Annotated in this window: 19 protein-coding genes; 6 read left to right on the top strand and 13 right to left on the bottom strand. The window is 67.8% G+C overall.

What is annotated here, in order from left to right:
* Positions 1 to 3: 3 nt before the first annotated feature.
* A complete protein-coding gene (locus tag HN018_RS06635; protein WP_239479096.1) occupies positions 4 to 474 on the top strand; it encodes a hypothetical protein in 471 nt (156 codons plus the stop codon).
* A 14-nt stretch (positions 475 to 488) separates the two neighbouring features.
* Here HN018_RS06635 and HN018_RS06630 read toward each other — a convergent pair whose 3' ends face one another.
* Positions 489 to 1637: a ceramide glucosyltransferase gene (locus HN018_RS06630; RefSeq protein WP_204259693.1), complete on the bottom strand. Its 1149-nt coding sequence runs from the start codon at positions 1635 to 1637 to the stop codon at positions 489 to 491.
* Between the two features lie 147 nt (positions 1638 to 1784).
* Between HN018_RS06630 and HN018_RS06625 the strand changes: the two genes are divergently transcribed.
* Positions 1785 to 2630, top strand: a complete 846-nt coding sequence (locus tag HN018_RS06625; protein WP_171834743.1) for an acyltransferase family protein — start codon at positions 1785 to 1787, stop codon at positions 2628 to 2630.
* 150 nt (positions 2631 to 2780) lie between these two features.
* On the opposite strand, the gene prfA is transcribed toward HN018_RS06625, so the two are convergent.
* The 6 genes from prfA to HN018_RS06595 all read right to left on the bottom strand — a co-directional run bounded on the left by prfA (position 2781) and on the right by HN018_RS06595 (position 9998).
* The gene (gene prfA, locus HN018_RS06620; protein ID WP_171834742.1) at positions 2781 to 3836 is read right to left on the bottom strand and encodes a peptide chain release factor 1; all 1056 of its coding nucleotides are present in this window, start codon (positions 3834 to 3836) and stop codon (positions 2781 to 2783) included.
* Between the two features lie 9 nt (positions 3837 to 3845).
* Positions 3846 to 5096 carry a histidine--tRNA ligase gene (gene hisS, locus HN018_RS06615; RefSeq protein ID WP_171834741.1) on the bottom strand — a complete coding sequence of 417 codons (1251 nt, stop codon included), beginning with the start codon at positions 5094 to 5096 and terminating at the stop codon, positions 3846 to 3848.
* Between the two features lie 13 nt (positions 5097 to 5109).
* Complete coding sequence (gene ispG / locus HN018_RS06610) at positions 5110 to 6273, bottom strand: flavodoxin-dependent (E)-4-hydroxy-3-methylbut-2-enyl-diphosphate synthase (RefSeq protein WP_171834740.1); 1164 nt, start codon at positions 6271 to 6273, stop codon at positions 5110 to 5112.
* 222 nt (positions 6274 to 6495) lie between these two features.
* The gene (locus tag HN018_RS06605) at positions 6496 to 7569 is read right to left on the bottom strand and encodes a helix-turn-helix domain-containing protein (protein WP_171834739.1); all 1074 of its coding nucleotides are present in this window, start codon (positions 7567 to 7569) and stop codon (positions 6496 to 6498) included.
* A 79-nt stretch (positions 7570 to 7648) separates the two neighbouring features.
* Complete coding sequence (locus HN018_RS06600; RefSeq protein ID WP_239479094.1) at positions 7649 to 8743, bottom strand: NAD(P)H-dependent flavin oxidoreductase; 1095 nt, start codon at positions 8741 to 8743, stop codon at positions 7649 to 7651.
* Between the two features lies 1 nt (position 8744).
* A complete protein-coding gene (locus HN018_RS06595) occupies positions 8745 to 9998 on the bottom strand; it encodes an aspartate kinase (RefSeq protein WP_171834738.1) in 1254 nt (417 codons plus the stop codon).
* A 140-nt stretch (positions 9999 to 10138) separates the two neighbouring features.
* Between HN018_RS06595 and ubiG the strand changes: the two genes are divergently transcribed.
* Positions 10139 to 10882 carry a bifunctional 2-polyprenyl-6-hydroxyphenol methylase/3-demethylubiquinol 3-O-methyltransferase UbiG gene (gene ubiG, locus HN018_RS06590; RefSeq protein WP_239479092.1) on the top strand — a complete coding sequence of 248 codons (744 nt, stop codon included), beginning with the start codon at positions 10139 to 10141 and terminating at the stop codon, positions 10880 to 10882.
* 4 nt (positions 10883 to 10886) lie between these two features.
* Here the strand turns inward: ubiG and HN018_RS06585 are convergent, their stop codons facing one another.
* From HN018_RS06585 to HN018_RS06570, 4 genes are all read right to left on the bottom strand, one after another.
* Complete coding sequence (locus HN018_RS06585) at positions 10887 to 11369, bottom strand: DUF2147 domain-containing protein (protein ID WP_171834736.1); 483 nt, start codon at positions 11367 to 11369, stop codon at positions 10887 to 10889.
* A complete protein-coding gene (locus HN018_RS06580; RefSeq protein WP_171834735.1) occupies positions 11345 to 11836 on the bottom strand; it encodes a DUF1178 family protein in 492 nt (163 codons plus the stop codon). The genes HN018_RS06585 and HN018_RS06580 overlap by 25 nt, the downstream gene beginning before the upstream one ends.
* Positions 11837 to 11855: 19 nt before the next feature.
* The gene (grxC, locus tag HN018_RS06575; RefSeq protein WP_171834734.1) at positions 11856 to 12116 is read right to left on the bottom strand and encodes a glutaredoxin 3; all 261 of its coding nucleotides are present in this window, start codon (positions 12114 to 12116) and stop codon (positions 11856 to 11858) included.
* Between the two features lie 100 nt (positions 12117 to 12216).
* A complete protein-coding gene (locus tag HN018_RS06570; protein WP_239479258.1) occupies positions 12217 to 12975 on the bottom strand; it encodes a ComF family protein in 759 nt (252 codons plus the stop codon).
* A gap of 184 nt (positions 12976 to 13159) precedes the next feature.
* Between HN018_RS06570 and HN018_RS06565 the strand changes: the two genes are divergently transcribed.
* Complete coding sequence (locus HN018_RS06565) at positions 13160 to 14035, top strand: methyltransferase domain-containing protein (RefSeq protein WP_171834733.1); 876 nt, start codon at positions 13160 to 13162, stop codon at positions 14033 to 14035.
* A gap of 81 nt (positions 14036 to 14116) precedes the next feature.
* Complete coding sequence (locus HN018_RS06560) at positions 14117 to 14299, top strand: hypothetical protein (protein WP_171834732.1); 183 nt, start codon at positions 14117 to 14119, stop codon at positions 14297 to 14299.
* Between the two features lie 7 nt (positions 14300 to 14306).
* Here the strand turns inward: HN018_RS06560 and moaA are convergent, their stop codons facing one another.
* Positions 14307 to 15317 (bottom strand): GTP 3',8-cyclase MoaA, encoded by a 1011-nt coding sequence (moaA, locus tag HN018_RS06555; RefSeq protein ID WP_171834731.1) that lies wholly within the window; start codon positions 15315 to 15317, stop codon positions 14307 to 14309.
* Between the two features lie 62 nt (positions 15318 to 15379).
* The gene (locus HN018_RS06550; protein ID WP_171835002.1) at positions 15380 to 15565 is read right to left on the bottom strand and encodes a DUF3553 domain-containing protein; all 186 of its coding nucleotides are present in this window, start codon (positions 15563 to 15565) and stop codon (positions 15380 to 15382) included.
* A gap of 131 nt (positions 15566 to 15696) precedes the next feature.
* Between HN018_RS06550 and HN018_RS06545 the strand changes: the two genes are divergently transcribed.
* Positions 15697 to 18279, top strand: coding sequence for a hybrid sensor histidine kinase/response regulator (locus tag HN018_RS06545; protein ID WP_171834730.1), 2583 nt, complete (start codon positions 15697 to 15699; stop codon positions 18277 to 18279).
* Positions 18280 to 18291: the final 12 nt, after the last annotated feature.

The raw sequence follows: 18291 nt of genomic DNA, 5'->3' as shown, positions 1-18291 counted from the left end.
CTCATGATGCGACATCCTCACCTCCGCTCGATTCTCGTCCTGGGCCCGCTGGTCTGCCTGCGGCTGCTCCTCGGCGACGCACACGCCGTCGGGTTCACCGTGGTGGATGGCAAGGCGAGCCAGGAGATCAGCGAAATCAGTCGTCTCTACGTCGATGGCACGCTGGTCGGCACATTCCGGCTCGACGACCGCACCACCCAGGCCAGCATGCCGGTCGAAGTCGCGGACGTCGCCGGCCAGGGTACCGCGCACCAGTACGTGCTGTGCGGCGAGATCACCATCCGCAACCATGCCGGCGCGCCGGAAATCCACGAGGTCAGTGGCCAGGGCGTGCTGCACCAGCCGGAGGGCCATGTATTCGCCGCCCTGAGTGCCGAGAATTTCAGCCTGTTCTACCTGGCCGACCCGACCGACCCGACCGCCGTCGATATCCAGCCCGGTCGTTCCTCGTCCTGCGCCGCACCGGTTTCATAGGCACCGGCGCTTCCTCAGCCGGCATCGACCTCATCGCCGTGCGGCCGGCGGCTATCCATCTCGTTGCCGCGCCAGTTGAACTCATGGCGTAGCCAGCCCTCGACCCAGAGTGCCGGCACGAGCGCATCCCTCACGACGCAGGCGAGCAGCATCCGCGCCGGGAAATGCCACCCCGCCGACCGCGCCAGCAGGGCCTCGGCACCGAACCACAGGACACAGAGCAGGCCCACCGCCAGCGTCTCGCTATGGCCGTCGGCTCGCGCCGCGTAGATCCCGGCCAGGATCGGGAACAAGGCGCCGGTCAGGATCTCGGGCGCGAACATGAGCGGGAAGGTCGTGCGCCGAAGCGTCGCCCACCGGCGCTGCCTGCCCCAGACCTCGGCGAACGTCCGGCATCCGAGCGGCTGCTCGAACGGTGTATCGACCAGGTGCACGCGCAGGCCGGCTTCGTGGATCAGCCTGGTGAACGCCGCATCCTCGGCCGCCTCGCTGCCGAGCGCCCTCAGCAACCCGCCCGCGCGATCGACCACGCCGCGCTCGAACAGCATGCTCTTGCCCTGGGCGAAGCCGAACCCGAGGGTCTCGCCGACATACTGCCAGCGCGCCTCGAAGGTGTTGAGGAACGCGCATTCGAGCGACGCCCAGAAATTGCCGGGCCGCGAGCCGATCGGCATCGAACAGACCAGCCCGGTATCCCGCCGCCAGCGCCGCATCAGGCGCTGCACGTAGTCGGGCGGCATCAGCACGTTGCTGTCGGCCATGATGATCCAGCGATGGCGGGCGGCATCCCATCCCTTGAGCACGTTGTTCAGCTTGGGGTTCGAGCTGCGCCGGTCCTCGCCGACCAGCAGCCGCGCCGGGACACCGGGATGTTCGGCCATGAGCTCGTGGACGATGGCGGCGACCGGATCGTCGGCGCGTGCCACGCAGAAGACGATCTCGTAGTCCGGATAGTCGAGCGCGAAGGTGGAGGCCAGCGTCTCGCGCTCGAAGTTGTCGATGCGGCAGACCGGCCGGATGATCGTCACCGGAGGCGCACCCGCGGAGGCGGCGAGCCGGTCCGGCCGCTCGCGGCACCTGACGCTGACGACCGCCAGGCTCACCAGATGCACCATCGTCGTGAACAGGCAGAACCCGGCAGCAATGGCGGCAAGCGTGATCACGCCGAACTCCGATCAGGTAGCGACCGGCCCGATCCAGGGCCGCGTAATGCTGGTTGCAGACGCGGAGGCGATTGTCCAATGACCGTTGGACGTGCGGGCCCGTCGATGTGATCACTGTCGCCTGTCGTCCGATCCCCAAGGCCACTCATGTCGTTTCGCCCGCCTGGAACCGACCATCCTGCCGGCAGGAACGTGGGGATCGACCTCATCCGCGGGATCTCGATCGTTCTGGTCGTCATCCATCACACGTCCCTCAGGATCCCGGTGATGCAGACCAGCCTGTCGGCAATCCTGCCGAAGCGATTCCTGATCGGGCTAAGCTCGGACGGCTACGAAGCGGTGTTCGTTTTCTTCGTCGTCTCCGGCTTCCTGATCGCAACCAACTCGATCAGGCGCTGGACCAGCCTCGCTCGTCTCGATCCGAGGATTTTCTATATCCGGCGTGCGGCACGGATTCTTCCGTGTCTTGTCCTGCTCGTCGCGGTTCTCGCATCGCTCGATCCAAGCGGGGTGTCCAACTACGTGATCACCCGTGCCGACCAGTCATTGCCACGCGCTATCCTGGCGGCATTCGCATTCCACCTGAACTGGTATGAAGGACACACCGGCTCCCTGCCGGGTGGATGGGACGTGACGTGGTCGCTGTCGGTCGAGGAGGTGTTCCATCTCGGCTTCCCGCTGGTATGCCTGCTGGTTGGGCGATACTGGATGTTACAGACGATCCTGTTTGCAGCACTGGCACTTTCGTTGCCGCTTCTACTGCACGTCATCGCACATGCTCCGAAATCTGGCGGGAGAAAGCCTATCTTCCCGGGATCTCCGCAATCTCGATGGGCGTCTGCAAGGCATTGCTGGTCTCGAAAATGCCGGGTCGAGACGATAGCCGTCTTGCCATGGCAGCCGGATATCTCGCGACGGCCTGCCTTGCCGGGTTTTTCCTGTGGGAGGACGCTGTCTATCGAATGCTCGGAAGCGGAAGCATGCTGCTCCTGACGGAAAGCGTTGCACGAGATCTACCTGACCCGTGCCTTGGCCGGCTGGTCGACCGGCTTCTGTCGTCGCCTGCCGATCGCTGGTTCCGGATGCGCCTCGGCGCATCAAGCGCGATGAAAGCCCCTGCCGAAGCGTGACGCCTGGTTGGTCTCAGTCTTCCTGGGCCAGTCGAGCCGCCTGCTCCTCCGACGTGAGCGCATCGATGAACTCGTCGAACTCGCCCTGCATGACGCGGTCGATCTTGTAGAGCGTCATGTTGATGCGATGATCCGATACCCGACCCTGCGGGAAATTATAGGTGCGGATCCGCTCGCTGCGATCGCCGGTGCCGACCTGGCTTTTCCGATCGGCGGCGCGCGTGGAATGCAGTTGCGCACGCTGCGCTTCATACAGCCGGGCGCGCAGGATCTTCATCGCCTTGGCGCGGTTCTTGTGCTGGCTGCGCTCTTCCTGCATCGCGACCACGATGCCGGTCGGCAGATGGGTGATGCGCACCGCGCTCTCGGTCTTGTTGACGTGCTGGCCGCCGGCACCGGACGCGCGATAGACATCAATGCGCAGGTCGCTCTCGTTCACCGTAACGTCGACCTCCTCCGCCTCCGGCAGCACCGCCACGGTGATGGTCGAGGTATGGATGCGCCCTTGCGTCTCCGTGGTCGGCACGCGCTGCACACGATGCACGCCGCTTTCGTATTTCAGCCGGGCGAAGACGTCGCGCCCGTTGATGTTGGCGATCGCGCCGCGCAGCCCGCCGAGCTCGCTCTCGTCGAACTCCAGGATCTCGAAGCGCCAGCCATGCAGGTCCGAAAACCGCCTATAGGCGTCGAACAGCTCGGCCGCGAACAGCCCGGCCTCGTCGCCGCCGGCGGCCGGACGGATCTCCAGGATGGCACTGCGGGCGTCCGCCTCGTCCTTCGGCAGCAGGGCCAGCCGGATCTCGTGCCGCAGCCCCGGCAGCCGCTCGCGAAGTCCGTCGAGCTCGGCCTGGGCCAACTCGCGCATGTCCGGATCGGCCATCATAGCCTCGGCGTCGCGCGCGTCCTGCTCGGCCTGACGCAGGGCGCCGATCCGCTCGACCAGCGAACCCAGGTCGGCATATTCGCGCGAGGCCTTGTTGAAGGCGTCGCCGGACAGGACGCTCGACAGCATGTTCTGCAGCTCGTCGGATCGCCCGACGATGCGATCGAGCCGGTCATCGAAACTCATGGTGCGATCTTATGCCGGTCGGACGGATGCGATGTGCGCGGCGACGGCGCCGAGCGCCACCTCCTGCTGCGTGCCCTGGGCCAGATCCTTCACCTGGGCGACACCGCGCGCCACCTCCTCCTCGCCAAGGATCACCGCGAAGCCGGCGCCGATCCGGTTGGCGCGCTCCATGCGGCGCTTGACATTGCCGCGGTAGCTCATCTCGGTCCGGATGCCGGCCTGTCGCAGCGCCTGCATCACATCCACCGCCGCCGGAAGTGCCGCGTCGCCCACCGGCACCACCGCGACCGGCACCGCGGCTATCGGCGAGGCCGGCAGCAGCATCGACAGCCGCTCGATCCCGGCTGCCCAGCCGATCGCCGGTGTCGGCGGGCCGCCCATGTCGGCCACCAGGCCGTCGTATCGCCCACCGGCCAGCACGGTGCCCTGCGCGCCGAGGTTGGTGGTCACGAACTCGAAGGCGGTGTGGCTGTAATAGTCAAGGCCGCGAACGATGCGCGGGTTGACCCGGTAGGCCACCCCGAACCCGTCCAGCGCGGACCGCAGCCCGTCCCAGAACGTGCGGGCCGCCGGCGTGAGGAACGCCTCGATCAGCGGCGCATCGGCCACCAGCGCCTGGTCGGACGGCGACTTGCTGTCCAGGATGCGCAGTGGATTGCGCTCCAGGCGGGCGCGGCTGTCCTCGGAAAGCTGCCCGCTCATCTCGGTGAAATACCCGACCAGTGCCTGGCGCCACGAATCCCGGCTTTCGGCGTCGCCGAGCGTGTTCAGCTCCAGCACGGTCTGGTCGACGATGCCCAGCGCCGCCAGGATGTCGCGCCCGAGGGCGATCGCCTCCGCGTCGGCCAGCGGCTCGCCGGGGCCGATCAGCTCCGCGCCGATCTGGTGGAACTGCCGGTAGCGGCCCTTCTGCGGCCGCTCGTAGCGGAACATCGGGCCGGCATAGAACACCTTCTGCGGCAGCGACTGGGTCAACCCGTTGCTGACCAGCGCGCGGCAGACCCCGGCAGTACCCTCGGGACGCAGGGTGATGCCGTCGCCGCCCCGGTCTGTGAAGCTGTACATCTCCTTGGACACGACGTCGGAGGTCTCGCCGAGGCTGCGCGAGAACACCCGCGTATCCTCGAAGATCGGCATGCTCCACTCGTCGAAGCCATACAGTCCGGCAATGCGGCGGGCAGTGTCGACGACGTGCGCATGCCTGCGCTGATCCTCGCCGATGAGGTCGCGGGTGCCGCGTACCGGCTGCAGGGCGTCCATGACCGGCTTTCTGCTATTCCGCGGCCAGGACCGCCGAGACGCGCGAGGCCGCCGCGGCATCGAGGGCCTTCTTGGCATCGATCTCGGCCTGGAATATCGCGGCCTTCTCGGTCACCAGCTCGACGATGTGCTCGACCATCGCCTCGGCGGGCATGGTGTGGTCCTGCTTGCCGGACGCATAGACCATGTGACGGCCGGAGCCGCCGCCGGTCACGCCGATATCGGTCATCAGCGCCTCGCCGGGCCCGTTCACCACGCAGCCGATGATCGACAGGGTGATCGGCGTCTCGATATGCGCGAGCCGCTCCTCGAGAGTGGCCACCGTCTGGATGACGTTGAAGCCCTGGCGGGCACAGGACGGGCAGGAAATGATCTTCACGCCGCGATGGCGGATGCCCAGCGACTTCAGGATGTCCCAGCCGACATGGACCTCCTCGGCGGGCTCGGCCGACAGCGAGACACGCATGGTGTCACCGATCCCGGCCCAGAGCAGGTTGCCGAGGCCGATCGAGCTCTTCACGGTGCCGGCGCGCTTTCCGCCGGCTTCGGTGATGCCGATATGCAGCGGATGGTCGCACACGTCGGCGAGCTGCTGGTAGGCGGCGACCGCCATGAACACGTCGGACGCCTTCACGCTGATCTTGAACTCGTGGAAATCGAGATCCTGCAGGATCTTGGCGTGCTCGAGCGCGCTCTCGACCAGCGCCTCGGGGTTCGGCTCGCCGTACTTCTCCAGCAGGTGCCGCTCCAGCGAGCCGGCATTCACGCCGATGCGGATCGAGCAGCCATGCTCGCGGGCGGCATTCACCACTTCGCGGACCCGCTCGGGCGAGCCGATATTGCCGGGATTGATGCGCAGGCAGGCGGCACCCGCACGGGCGGCCTCGATCGCGCGCTTATAATGGAAATGGATGTCGGCCACGATCGGGACGTTCACTTCGCGAACGATCTCGGCCAGGGCCGCGGTGCTCTCCTCGTCCGGGCAGGACACCCTGACGATGTCGACGCCGGCGATCTCGGACAGGCGGATCTGCGCGATCGTCGCCTGTGCGTCGGTGGTGAGCGTGTTGGTCATGGTCTGCACGGTGATCGGCGCATCGCCCCCGACCGGCACGCGCCCGACATGGATCTGGCGCGACTTGCGGCGTTCGATCTGCTGATACGGACGGTAGCTCATGTGATCTGCTCCCCTGACGCGCCCGGGCCATCCAAGCGAGGTCCAGGCGTCGGTGTGGCGTCTGCCGCTGGGCCTTCGCTGCACGGCGTCGGCGACAAGGCACCATGCGCGAGCCCGCTTCCTGCCAGGATCGGGCCTGATTGACCAGAGCCAGTGCCGCTGCCGTGACATGAACGACATGGCGTTCCACCGGTGCACCTGCAAGCACACCGAAGGTCGGGCTCAGTTGGACGCGGGAACCGGCTTGGCCACCTTGGGTGCCACGGAGTCGGTCGCGATCGAACCATCCCGGATCGAGGACGCGTCGAGCGGGATGTTGCGACGGACCGCGCCGTTGCGGCCGAGGACGGGGGTGGTGGTGCCGTCGGCCATCAGCGTCAGGCCGCCGGCATTGCCGGTCGTCAGCGTGACCGCGCCCGCGTCGGCCGGTACCGCCCAGCTTTCGCCCGGCTGCAGCACATGGTCGTACAGCACCTTGCCGCCCACCTGGCGCACCTGCACCCAGCTTGTCGCCAGCGCCTTCAGGGTGATCTGGCCGGGGATCCCGGCCGGGACCGTCACGGCGGCGGGCGGCGGTGCGACGGCCGGTGCGGCCGCGGGCGGCGCAACCGGAACCGGCGCGGGTAGTGGCACAGTCTTGGCCGCGGGAGGTGCTGCCGGGACCGGCTCGGCCATGGCCGGCCTGGACGCCTCGGCTGAAACGGGCGGTTGCGTCGCGGGCGCGTCGTCTGCGGCGGACGGCGGCAGCGGCGACGGAACCTGATTTGGTCCGGGCATGACCGTAGCCACCTGGGGCGAAGCGGCGGGCACCTTGGATGGGGCACCGGGCAGCATCGCCGTCGGCACCGGCGGCACGTCGTGCGGCTGGACCTGCTCGTGCCCGGTGAACTCGTACCAGGCGACGTAGGCGCCGGCGATCAGCACCGCGCCCAGCAACAGCACCGCCCCGGCGGGAACGCCCCGCTCCGGCACCGGCGCGGGAAAGGCCAGCTCGGGCTTGCGGTTGATGTCCTTCGTCTCGTGCCGGAACCGCCGGGAGATATCCTCGGCATCTAGGCCGAGCATGCCGGCATAGGCGCGCAGGAAGCCGAGCGCGTAGGTGTTCCCGGGCAGCTTCCCGACCTGTCCGCTCTCCAGCGCCTCGAGATACGACAGCTTGATCCGAAGCCAGGCGGCGACGTCAGGCAGCATCCAGCCGAGCTGCTCGCGCTTCATCCTGAGGGCAGCCCCGACAGGCAACTTGCTGGTATCGACGATGCCGGGTCGGGACTGATCGGCCTGTTCTATCGTGGTCATCGTCCCGCCTCGGTTGGCGGGACAGTAGAGCAGGATCCGGTGCCGGTCCTGTTCAAACGCGCGGCCTTCGCATGACCGTTCAAGCCGCCTGCGGAGACGCTGCGTCGACCCGCTGCGGCAAACCCGTTCCCGCACCCTGCGGCTGGCGCCGCATCAGGGCCTGCACCGCCTGCCCGACCAGCTCCTCGAGGATCTCGGCAATCGGCTGGATCGACGTCACCATGCCGACCGACTGGCCCGCCATCACCGACCCGCCCTCAATATCGCCATCCACCACCGCGCGGCGGAGCGATCCGGCCCAGAAATGCTCGATATCGAGCTGTGCCGCTTCCTTGGTCAGCTCGCCGCTCTGGAACCGGCGGAGCGTCTCCGCCTGATGCACCAGGAACCGCTTGGTGCCGTCATTGACCAGGCCGCGCACCGGGATCACCGGGAAACGCTCGTCGAGCTGCACCGACGGCAGCGCATCGCGGGCGGATGCGCGGACGAACGCCTGTTTGAACCGGGCATGCGCGACGCTTTCGGTGGATGCCGCGAAGCGGGTGCCGAGCTGCGCTCCGGCGGCGCCCATTTCCAGTAGCCCGAGGATCGCATCGCCACGGCCGAGCCCACCGGCTACGAAGATCGGCAGGTCGCGCAGATGCGGCAGCACTTCCTGCGCCAGCACGGTCAGCGAGACCGGCCCGATATGGCCGCCCGCCTCGGAGCCCTCGATCACCAGCGCGTCGGCGCCCAGCTTCATCAGCCGCTTGCCGAGCACCAGCGCCGGCGCGAAGCCGATCACCTTGGCGCCGCCATCCTTGAGCGCCCGCATCGCCGAGCCGGACGGCACGCCGCCGGCCAGGACCACGTGGGTCACCCCTGCCGCGACGCAGACCTTGATCAGGTCGTCGAGCTTTGGATGCATGGTGATCAGGTTGACGCCGAACGGCTTGTCGGTGAGTGCCTTGGTGGCGGCGATCTCGGCCTCGAGCAGCGCCGGGCCCATCGCACCGCAGGCGATCACCCCGAACCCGCCGGCATTGGAGATGGCCGAGACCAGGTTCCGCTCGCTGACCCAGCTCATCGCGCCGCCGAGGATCGCCACCCGGCTGCCGAGGAACGCGGTGCCCCGCGCCCAGAGGAGGTCGAGTTCGGCGCGTGCGGCAACGTAGGCGGGGTCGGTGATATTCATGTCAGGAGACATCCAGGCCATAGGCACTATGCAGGGCACGAACCGCGAGTTCGGTGTAGTCGGCGCCGATCAGCACGCTGACCTTGATCTCGCTGGTGGAGATAACCTGGATATTGATCGAGCGATCCGAAAGGGTACGGAACATGGTGCTCGCCACCCCGGCATGGCTGCGCATGCCGACACCGACCACGCTGATCTTGGCCACGTCCGCATCGGTCAGCATCTCGCCGTACTGGATGTCGCCGTGCGCCGCTTCCAGCACCCGGATCGCCAGCGCCAGGTCCGACTTGCCGACGGTGAAGGTCATGTCGGTGGTGCCGTCGGAGCCGGTGCTCTGGACGATCATGTCGACGTTCACGTGCGCCTCGGACAGCGGCCAGAACACCGCCGCCGCAACTCCGGGCCGGTCCGGCACCTTGCGCACGGTGATTTTCGCCTCGTCGCGCGAGTAGGCGATCCCGGCGACAATTTCCTTTTCCACGATCTCGTCCTCGTCAACCACCAGCGTGCCGGGGAGCAGGCTGTCCGTTCCGTCCTCGTAGGGCGCCGGACCATCGACGAAGCTCGACAGCACCTGGATCCGCACCCGCTCCTTCATCGCCAGCTCGACCGAGCGGGTCTGCAATACCTTGGCACCGACCGACGCCAGTTCCAGCATTTCCTCGTAGGCGATCTTGTCCAGCCGTCTCGCCCTGGGCACGATCCGGGGGTCGGTCGTATAGACGCCGTCGACATCGGTATAGATGTCGCAACGATCGGCCTTCAAGGCCGCGGCCAGCGCCACCGCCGACGTGTCCGAGCCGCCGCGGCCAAGCGTGGTGATGCGGTTGTCCGGGCCGATACCCTGGAACCCCGCCACCACCGACACCTGGCCGGCCTGCATCCTGGCGATCAGCTGCCCGGCCTCGATCGCCTCGATCCGGGCCTTGCCATGCGCGCCATCCGTCCGGAACGCCACCTGCCAGCCGTGCCAGGAGCGGGCCTCAACACCGATAGCCTGCAGGGCGATCGCCAGCAGCCCGCTGGTCACCTGCTCGCCGGTCGCCACCACGGCATCGTATTCGCGCGCATCGTGCAGCGGCGACAGCGACTGGCAGTAGCCGACGAGCTGGTTGGTGACGCCCGACATCGCCGACACCACGACCGCCACTTCGTCACCCAGGTCGACCTGACGCTTGACCCGCGCTGCCACGGACCGGATGCGGTCGAGATCGGCCACCGACGTGCCGCCGAACTTCATCACGATGCGGGCCATGAACGGAGGATCTCCAGGGACGCGAGAGTACGGGTTCGAGAGCGGGGCCCGGCAGGGAACGCGTCGGCATTGCCGGCGCAAGGCAGGCGGCTCACATAGCTTCCTGGGACGGAGGCAGCAACATGCAAGCAGACAGTTCGATGCCCGATCAAGACGGTGCCCGGGTTTCGGCCTCGGTATCACCGGAGGAGATCGCCCGGTTCGGCCGCCTCGCCGCCCGGTGGTGGGACCCACGCGGGCCGATGCGGCCGTTGCACGAGATGAACCCGCTGCGCGTGGCCTGGGCCGACCGCCACCTGGCACCGCTGCAGACCCTGCATCCGGACCGGGCGGTCCGGCTGCTCGATATCGGCTGCGGCGCCGGGCTGGCCAGCGAGGCACTGGCCGATCTCGGCTACGACGTGCTCGGCGTGGATGCCTCGGCCGAGGCGATCGAGGCGGCGCATGCCCATGCGGTCCTGCATCCGGTGACCGGCGCCCTCGCCTACCGTACCTCCAGCGCCGAGGCGCTCCTGGCCGAAGGCCAGCGCTTCGATGCGATCACCGCACTCGAGGTGATCGAGCATGTCACCGATCCCGCCGCCTTCCTCGGCCTGCTGGCCGGGCTGCTCCAGCCACGCGGCATCGTCGTGCTCTCGACCCTGAACCGGACCTGGCAGTCGCTGGCCATGGCCAAGATCGGCGCCGAATACGTCTTGAAGCTGCTTCCGGCAGGCACGCACGACTGGAACCGGTTCATCACCCCCGCCGAACTCGGGCGTTTCGCGGCATCCGCCGGCCTGCGTGTGGTGGATGTCGCCGGAATGGTGCCGGCGCCCCCCAGGAGCTGGCGGGAGAGCCGACGCCTTGGCGTCAACTACATCGTGGCGCTGACCAACGGCTGACCGCTCAACCGGGCAGCTTGCAGGCGGGACCGATCGTTCCGCGATACCGGCTCCAGACCTGGGTTTCGCCGAACATCGGCATCAGCAGGTAGCCCCGCAGCTTGAGTACGTCCGGCGCCGGCGACCATATCTCCGCCTGGTAGGTGCGGCCGTTATCCGGATCGAGAATCCTGCCGTTCCAGCGACCCGGTTCGTCGCCGGGCTCGAAGCCGCTCAGCAGCGACATGCCGCATTGCGGGCGCTTCCAGACGTCCAGCGGCATCGTTCCGGTATAGCGCATGCCGACCAGCCAGCCGCAGAGCGCCGGGCCGCAACGCTCCAGCTGGAATACGCCATCCCCGTCGCTGGTCAGCCATCGCCCGAGCACGGCGGATGCCGGCAAGGGTGGTTCCGCATGAGCCGGAACGACCGCTACACCGATCACCAGTCCGGCCAGGCACGACACCAGCCACGGCTGCATGCTCAGCCTTCGGCGGGCTTCAGCCATGGGATCTGCATGACCTGGATGCCCTCGTCGGCCAAGGCCTCGCGGTCATCCTCGTTGGCATTGCCGTAGATCCCCCGCACCGACGCCTCGCCCCGATGCATGCGCAGGGCCTCGGCCGCGAACGCGTCGCCGACATTGTCGCAATCGCGTTCCACCTGGACCCGGATCCGCTGCAGCATCGCGCGCATCTCGTCGGGCAACGCGGCCTCGCTCCCGGCCTGCGGTTGTTGCACCTGAAGCGACGGCACGACCGCCTGGGCCGGAATGCCACCGGACGCCGGAGGGGCAGGCTCGGACGCTCGCCTGGTCCGCACGGCAGGCGCCATCAGGCCACGAGAGACCGCGGTCGTGCCGCAGTTCGGGCAGGTCAGGAGCCCGGTCTCCGACTGCAGCTCGAACGATACGCTGTCGCGGAACCATCCCTCGAACTCGTGTCCGGTCCGGCAACGAAGCTGGTAATGAATCATCGCGCGGTCCGGTTATCGATCAGGCGGCCTGCAGCAACGGGTCGAGCTGACCTTTCGCGTTCAGCGCCATCAGGTCGTCGCACCCGCCGATATGGCGTCCGTCGATGAATATCTGCGGCACGCTGGTGCGGCCGCCGGAGCGCTGTACCGATGTTGCCCGCTCGGGCGAGCCGTTCGGCGCCTTGATCTCCTGGAACGCGGCGCCCTTGCTGGTCAGCAATGCCACGGCCCGCGTGCAATAGGGGCAGCCATACTGGGTGTAGATCTCGATCTCGGCCATTCTCTGCATCCAGCCATCGCCTGGGGGAGTCACAGGCCTTCCTGCAGAATCGTGCGCGCATGCTGCGCTGACAAGAGGCCGGACATGTCTCGATCGCGGTTCAGCGCAGATCGCGCACCGTACGTGCTGCGGCGAGCACGTCCACCGAGGCCGCGCCGGCCGCAAGGAGCGCGTTGGTGCAGGCGCTCGCCGTTGCCCCTGTGGTCAGCACGTCGTCGACCAGCAGCACGTGGCGCCCCCGGAACGACTTCACCCGGTTGAACTTCGGGCCGATCGCATCCGCCACTGCCAGCCGTCGCTCCGCCGGGGTCTGGCCTACCAGCGGTGCCGTCGGTCGCAGCCTGACCAGTGCATCGACGAGCACCGCCCGATCGGCCAGCCGCCCGAGCGCCCTGGCCAGCAGCGCCGCCTGGTTGTAGCGCCGGCTGAACAGGCGCCTTCGGTGCAACGGCACCGGCACCAGCAGGTCGCAGGCGTCGAGCAGGCTCCGGCCGGCCCGCAGCATGTGTGTGGCCAGCACGGCCGCGTTCTCGGTGCGATCGTTATATTTCAACGGCAGCACGAGCCGGCGGGAGAACTCGTCATAGGTGAAGGCGGCTCGTCCGTGACGCCACGGCGGCGGCTCGTTCAGGCAGTCATGGCAGCTTAATGACAGGCCAGCTGCGCCGGCGCTTTCGAACGCGATGCCGCAGCGCACGCAGCATGGCGCCATGATCAGCGCAGCCTTGCGGAAACATTCGGTGCAGAACCGGCCAGCCGCATCCACCACCGTATCGCAGGTCGGGCAATGCGATGGCAGCAGCAGGTCCAGAATAGCCCGGCCGGCATGGAAGCCGGTGCGCATGGCGAAACCCTGCATGGACACGATCACGCCTCCCGGTGGCACCCGATGCCGATCGTCGGTTCGGACCCGAAACGAGTGTCGGACTTGTCGCCCATTACCGCAAGCGAGGTCAGTGTGAATTCGGGAGGCTGCACCGGGGTTGGCAGACGCCGGTGCCGGGCGCACATGCCAGACCGTCAACAAGGCGGCTGGAACCCACATGGACGAGAGCGTCATCTTCGACCGGAACGCGGTGCGGCTGCATCGCGATCGCGCCCATGCCAGTGTCGACAGCGTGTCCGATATCCTAGCCGACGCGGCGACGCGGCTGCTGGACCGGCTGGACGACATCAAGCATCGCTTCGCCAGGGCCCTCGATGTCGGTGGCCGCGGCGTGGTCGCACCCATGCTGCGGGCGCGCGGGATCGAGACCGTCTCCTGCGACCTCTCGGCACGTATGGCTGCGCGCAACGGCGGGCTGGCAGTTGCCGCCGACGAGGAATGGCTGCCGTTCGCGCCGGGGAGCTTCGACCTGATCGTCGCCAACGTATCGCTGCACTGGGTCAACGACCTGCCCGGCGCGCTGATCCAGCTTCGGCGGGCGCTGCGACCGGACGGGCTGCTGCTGGCCTCGATGCCGATCCTGCCGACCCTGGCCCCGCTTCGTGCAGCCCTGCTCGGCGCCGAGGCCGACCTGCTCGGCGGTGCGTCCGCGCGGATCTCGCCGTTTCCGGAGCTCCGGGACTGCGCATCGCTGCTGCAGCGGGCGGGCTTCGCGCTGCCGGTCGCCGATTCCGACGAGATCCACCTCAGCTACGCCAATCCGCTGGCGTTGCTGAACGACCTGCGTGCGGCCGGTGAAGCCAATGCAGTGGCGTTGCGCGACCGGAGGATCCCGCCGGGCGCGCTGTTCGCCGGTACGCTGGGCCGATTGCCGCAGGGCGAGGATGGCAGGATTGCGATGCCGTTGAAGCTCGCGATGATGACCGGCTGGGCCCCATCGCCGGATCAGCCGAAGCCCCTGAAGCCGGGCCAGTTCACCGTCAGGCTCGAGGACGCGCTCAACGCGATGCCCGATCCGCCCTCGGATTCCTGAACACGCAGTTCCTGCCGCCCGATACCGGCCGGCCCCGGGGCATGCTAGGTCCGGCCGCGCATGGTTCTTGAGGATGTTTCGATGTTTCGCCAGATCTGCCGCGCCGCCCGGGCGCTTCTCGTTTCAGCCGGCCTCGTGGCCAGCCTGGCTCTCTCCGGCTGCGCCGCCAGCCCGGTGCTGGCCCCCGCGTCCGCACCATCGGCCAATGCCAAGCCGGCCCTGGCGACCCCGCCCGCGTCCCTGATGACGCCGCACGGCTACTGAAGCGGCCTCAGCCTCCGGTCGTGCTCATGTGGCGCGCGACCCCCTTGGTGTTCTCGCGGTCGATCAGGAAGTCGTGGCCCTTCGGCTTGCGGGTGATCGCCTCGCGTATCTCGCCCATCAGCTCGAGGTCGCTGACACCGGCGCGGAGCGGCCGGCGCAGGTCAGCCGCGTCGTCCTGGCCGAGGCACATATAGAGGGTTCCGGTGCAGCTCAGCCGCACCCGGTTGCAGCTCTCGCAGAAATTATGGGTCATCGGCGTGATGAAGCCGAGCCTCCGACCGGTCTCGGCGACGTGCACGTAGCGCGCCGGGCCGCCGGTCCGGTACGGGATGTCCTGCAGCGTCCAGCGGCGTTCCAGCCTCGCCCGCACAAGCGACAGCGGCAGATACCGGTCGGTGCGATCCTCGCCGGTATCGCCCATCGGCATGGTCTCGATCAGGCACAGATCGGCACCGACCTGCCCGCACCAGGCGACCATGGCGTCGATCTCGTCCTCGTTGGTGTCGCGCATCGCCACCATGTTGACCCGCACGCCCAGCCCCTCGGACCGTGCGGCCTCGATGCCCTCGAGGGTGCGCTCGAGCCGCCCGAGCCTGGTGATGGCGCGAAACCGATCGGCATCCAGCGTGTCCAGGCTGACATTGACCCGAGTCACGCCGGCCTTGCGCAGGATCGACGCAAAGCGCTGAAGCTGGCTGCCATTGGTGGTGATGGTCACCTCGTCGAGACCCGGCTGGCCGTCCGGCCGTCCCAGCCAGCTGCCGAGTTCGTGCAGGAAATCCTCGATGCCGCGCCTGACCAGAGGCTCGCCGCCGGTGACCCGCATCCGGCGGGTGCCCAGCTTGATGAACGCGCCGCACAACCTGGAGAGCTCCTCCAGCGTGAGCACCTCCGGCTTTGGGAGGAACACCATGTCCTCGGCCATGCAGTAGACGCAGCGCATGTCGCAGCGATCGGTCACGGAAACCCGGAGATAGCTGACATGCCGGCCGAAAGGGTCGATCAGGGGCGCGTTCATGAATTCCTGCAAAGCGTGCATCGGCGAATGCCGGCCTGCACGACTGGCTAACAGATTGGGCGCTAGCCCAGAATGTCGAGGTCGACCAGGGCTGCGTTGATCAACACCTTGCCCTGGTGCTCGAAATTGACCGTGATCCGAGGGCCGACGGCGGACTGCACCTGCCCGTCGCCCCACTCCGGACGATCCGGATGACGCACCCACTGGCCCGGCTCGACCAAGGATCTGAAAGGGACGCTATCCACCATGGTCTCCTGAACGCGGTTGCCGGACCGGCGGTTCGACTGCGCCGGGTCGCGTAGATCGTCCTCGCATTTACCATTCGTTCGTAAGCGCATGCGCATCATCGGCGGCAACAGCAAGCCCGATGGAGTGCCGCTTGGACGATCTCCTGGCCGATTTTCTAACCGAAACCTCCGAAAGCCTTTCGGAACTCGACCTCGCCGTGGTCCGGCTGGAGCGTACACCGAACGACCAGCCGACCCTGTCGCTGATCTTCCGGCTTGTCCACACCATCAAGGGTACCTGCGGCTTTCTCGGGCTTCCCCGGCTGGAACGGGTCGCCCATGCCAGCGAAACCGTGCTCGACAAGCTTCGAACCGGCAGCCTGACCGTCACCGCCGACGGCATCGGCCTGATCCTGTCGGCGATCGACCGGATACGCCTGATCGTCGACACCATCACCCGCACCGAAGCCGAACCGCCCGGTGACGACCTGCCGTTGATCGCCGAACTGAATGCGCTGGCCGAAGGCCGGAGCCCGGCCGTGCCGCGCCCGGTCTCGCTCGCGATCATCCCGGTCCCGACATCGACGCTCGCGCTGGTCGGCGCGCCGGCGCTGCCGGTGCCGGACGCGATCGCGGTCGCGCCGCCGGGCCCGCCGGACCAGGGAACCGATTCCGGGCCGATGCGGGGCCAGACGATCCGGGTGTCGGTCGATGTGCTGGAAACCCTGATGACGCTGGTCAGCGAGCTGGTGCTGACCCGGAACCAGTTCCTGCAGCAGCTGCGCACCAGGGGCGATGCCGAGCTGACCGGCCCGGTGCAGCGTCTCTCGCACCTCACCACCGAGCTGCAGGAAGGCGTGATGAAGACGCGCATGCAGCCGATCGGCAATGTCTGGAACATGCTGCCGAGGCAGGTGCGCGACCTGGCGCACGATCTCGGCAAGCGCGTCGACCTGGTCATGCATGGCGCCGAGACCGAGCTCGACCGGCAGGTGCTCGAGCTGATCAAGGACCCGCTCACCCACATGATCCGCAACAGCGCGGATCACGGGCTGGAAACACCCGCGGAACGCGAACGGGCCGGCAAGCCGCCGGTCGGCACCATCACCCTCACCGCCCGTCATGAGGGTGGCCACGTGGTGATCGAGATCGAGGATGACGGACGCGGCATCGATGTGCGCCGCATCGCCGAGAAGGTGATCGCGCAGGGCATGTCCACCCGCGCCCAGATCGATGCGATGAGCGACGCAGAGATCCGGCGCTTCATCTTCCAGCCGGGATTTTCCACCGCTGCAGCCGTAACCTCGGTCTCCGGCCGCGGCGTCGGCATGGACGTGGTGAAGACCAATATCGAGCAGATCGGCGGCATGATCGAGCTGCACAGCGTGTTCGGCCAGGGCAGCCGCTTCCTGATCAAGATCCCGCTGACCCTGGCGATCATTTCGGCCCTGATCGTCGGCGTGGCCGGCGAGCGTTTCGCGATCCCGCAGACCAGCGTCGTCGAGGTGGTGCTGCCACGCGCCGACTCCGATACCAGGATCGAGACCGTCGATGGCGCCTCCGTACTCAGGCTGCGCGACCGCCTGCTGCCGCTGATCAGGCTCGGTTCGCTGCTGCAGCTTCAGGACGCGGCGCAGGATGCGACCGTGCCCGCGATGGACATGGTGGCGGTCATTGCGGTCGGCAGTGTCCGCATCGGCCTGATCGTCGACGGCGTGTTCGATACCAAGGAGATCGTGGTCAAGCCGGTGTCGCCGGTGCTGCGGCATATCCCGCTGTTCGGCGGCAATACCATCCTCGAGGATGGCGCCGTCATCATGATCCTGGATCCCACCGGGATCGCCCGTCATGCCGGCCTGGACACCACGAAGAAAAGCCAGATCCGGCACGTACCCGACGACGACCATGCGGACGTCGACCGGATCGACATGCTGCTCGTGGAGGCCGGGATCGGGGCGCCCAAGGCGATCCCGCTTTCCCTGATCTCCCGGCTGGAAAGCATCGAGACGGACCGGCTGGAAGTGTCGGGCGGGCGCGTCATCGTCCAGTATCGCGGCAACCTCATGCCGATCATCACGCTCGACGACACGGTCGACATCGTGGCCCTCGCCCTGGGCACCACCGGCCGCGCTGCCTCGCATCCGGTGCTGGTGTTCGACAATGACGGCAAGCCGGCCGGCCTGCTGGTCGAGAAGATCCTGGATGTGGTCGCGACCGATCTGCAGGTCGAGCCCGGCTCCCAGCGGCTGGGGTTCCTGGGCACCGCGGTCATCGCCAGCCGGGCCACCGACATCGTCGATGCCGCCTTCTGGCTCACCCGCGCGTCTGGCAACTGGTTCCGGGCCGCGCCGTCGCGGAACCTCCGCAAGCCGCGCCTGCTGGTGATCGACGACAGCAGCTTCTTCCGCCAGCTGCTCGCACCAACCCTGGCGGCGGCCGGCTACGACGTCACCGTCGCGGACTCGGCCGAGAGGGCGCTCGAATTCCGCGAGGCCGGACGCAGCTTCGAGGCGATCGTGTCCGATATCGAGATGCCCGGCATGGGTGGGCTCGGTTTTGCCCGGACGGTGCGGGAGAGCGGCCAGTGGGTCGATCTGCCCCTGCTGGCGCTGAGCGGCAGCGACCTCGTGCAGGAGGCACGCGCCGCCGGCTTTACCGACATGATCCGCAAGTTCGAACGCGACGAATTGCTGACCAGTCTCGAGCAGTGCCTGTCCCGATCCATTGCCGCCTGAACGGGAACCCGG

Origin of the sequence: Lichenicola cladoniae (genome assembly GCF_013201075.1) — a bacterium.
GTDB lineage: Bacteria > Pseudomonadota > Alphaproteobacteria > Acetobacterales > Acetobacteraceae > Lichenicola > Lichenicola cladoniae.
Note: the sequence above shows the minus strand (reverse complement) of the source record. Positions and strands in the feature narration are given on the sequence as shown.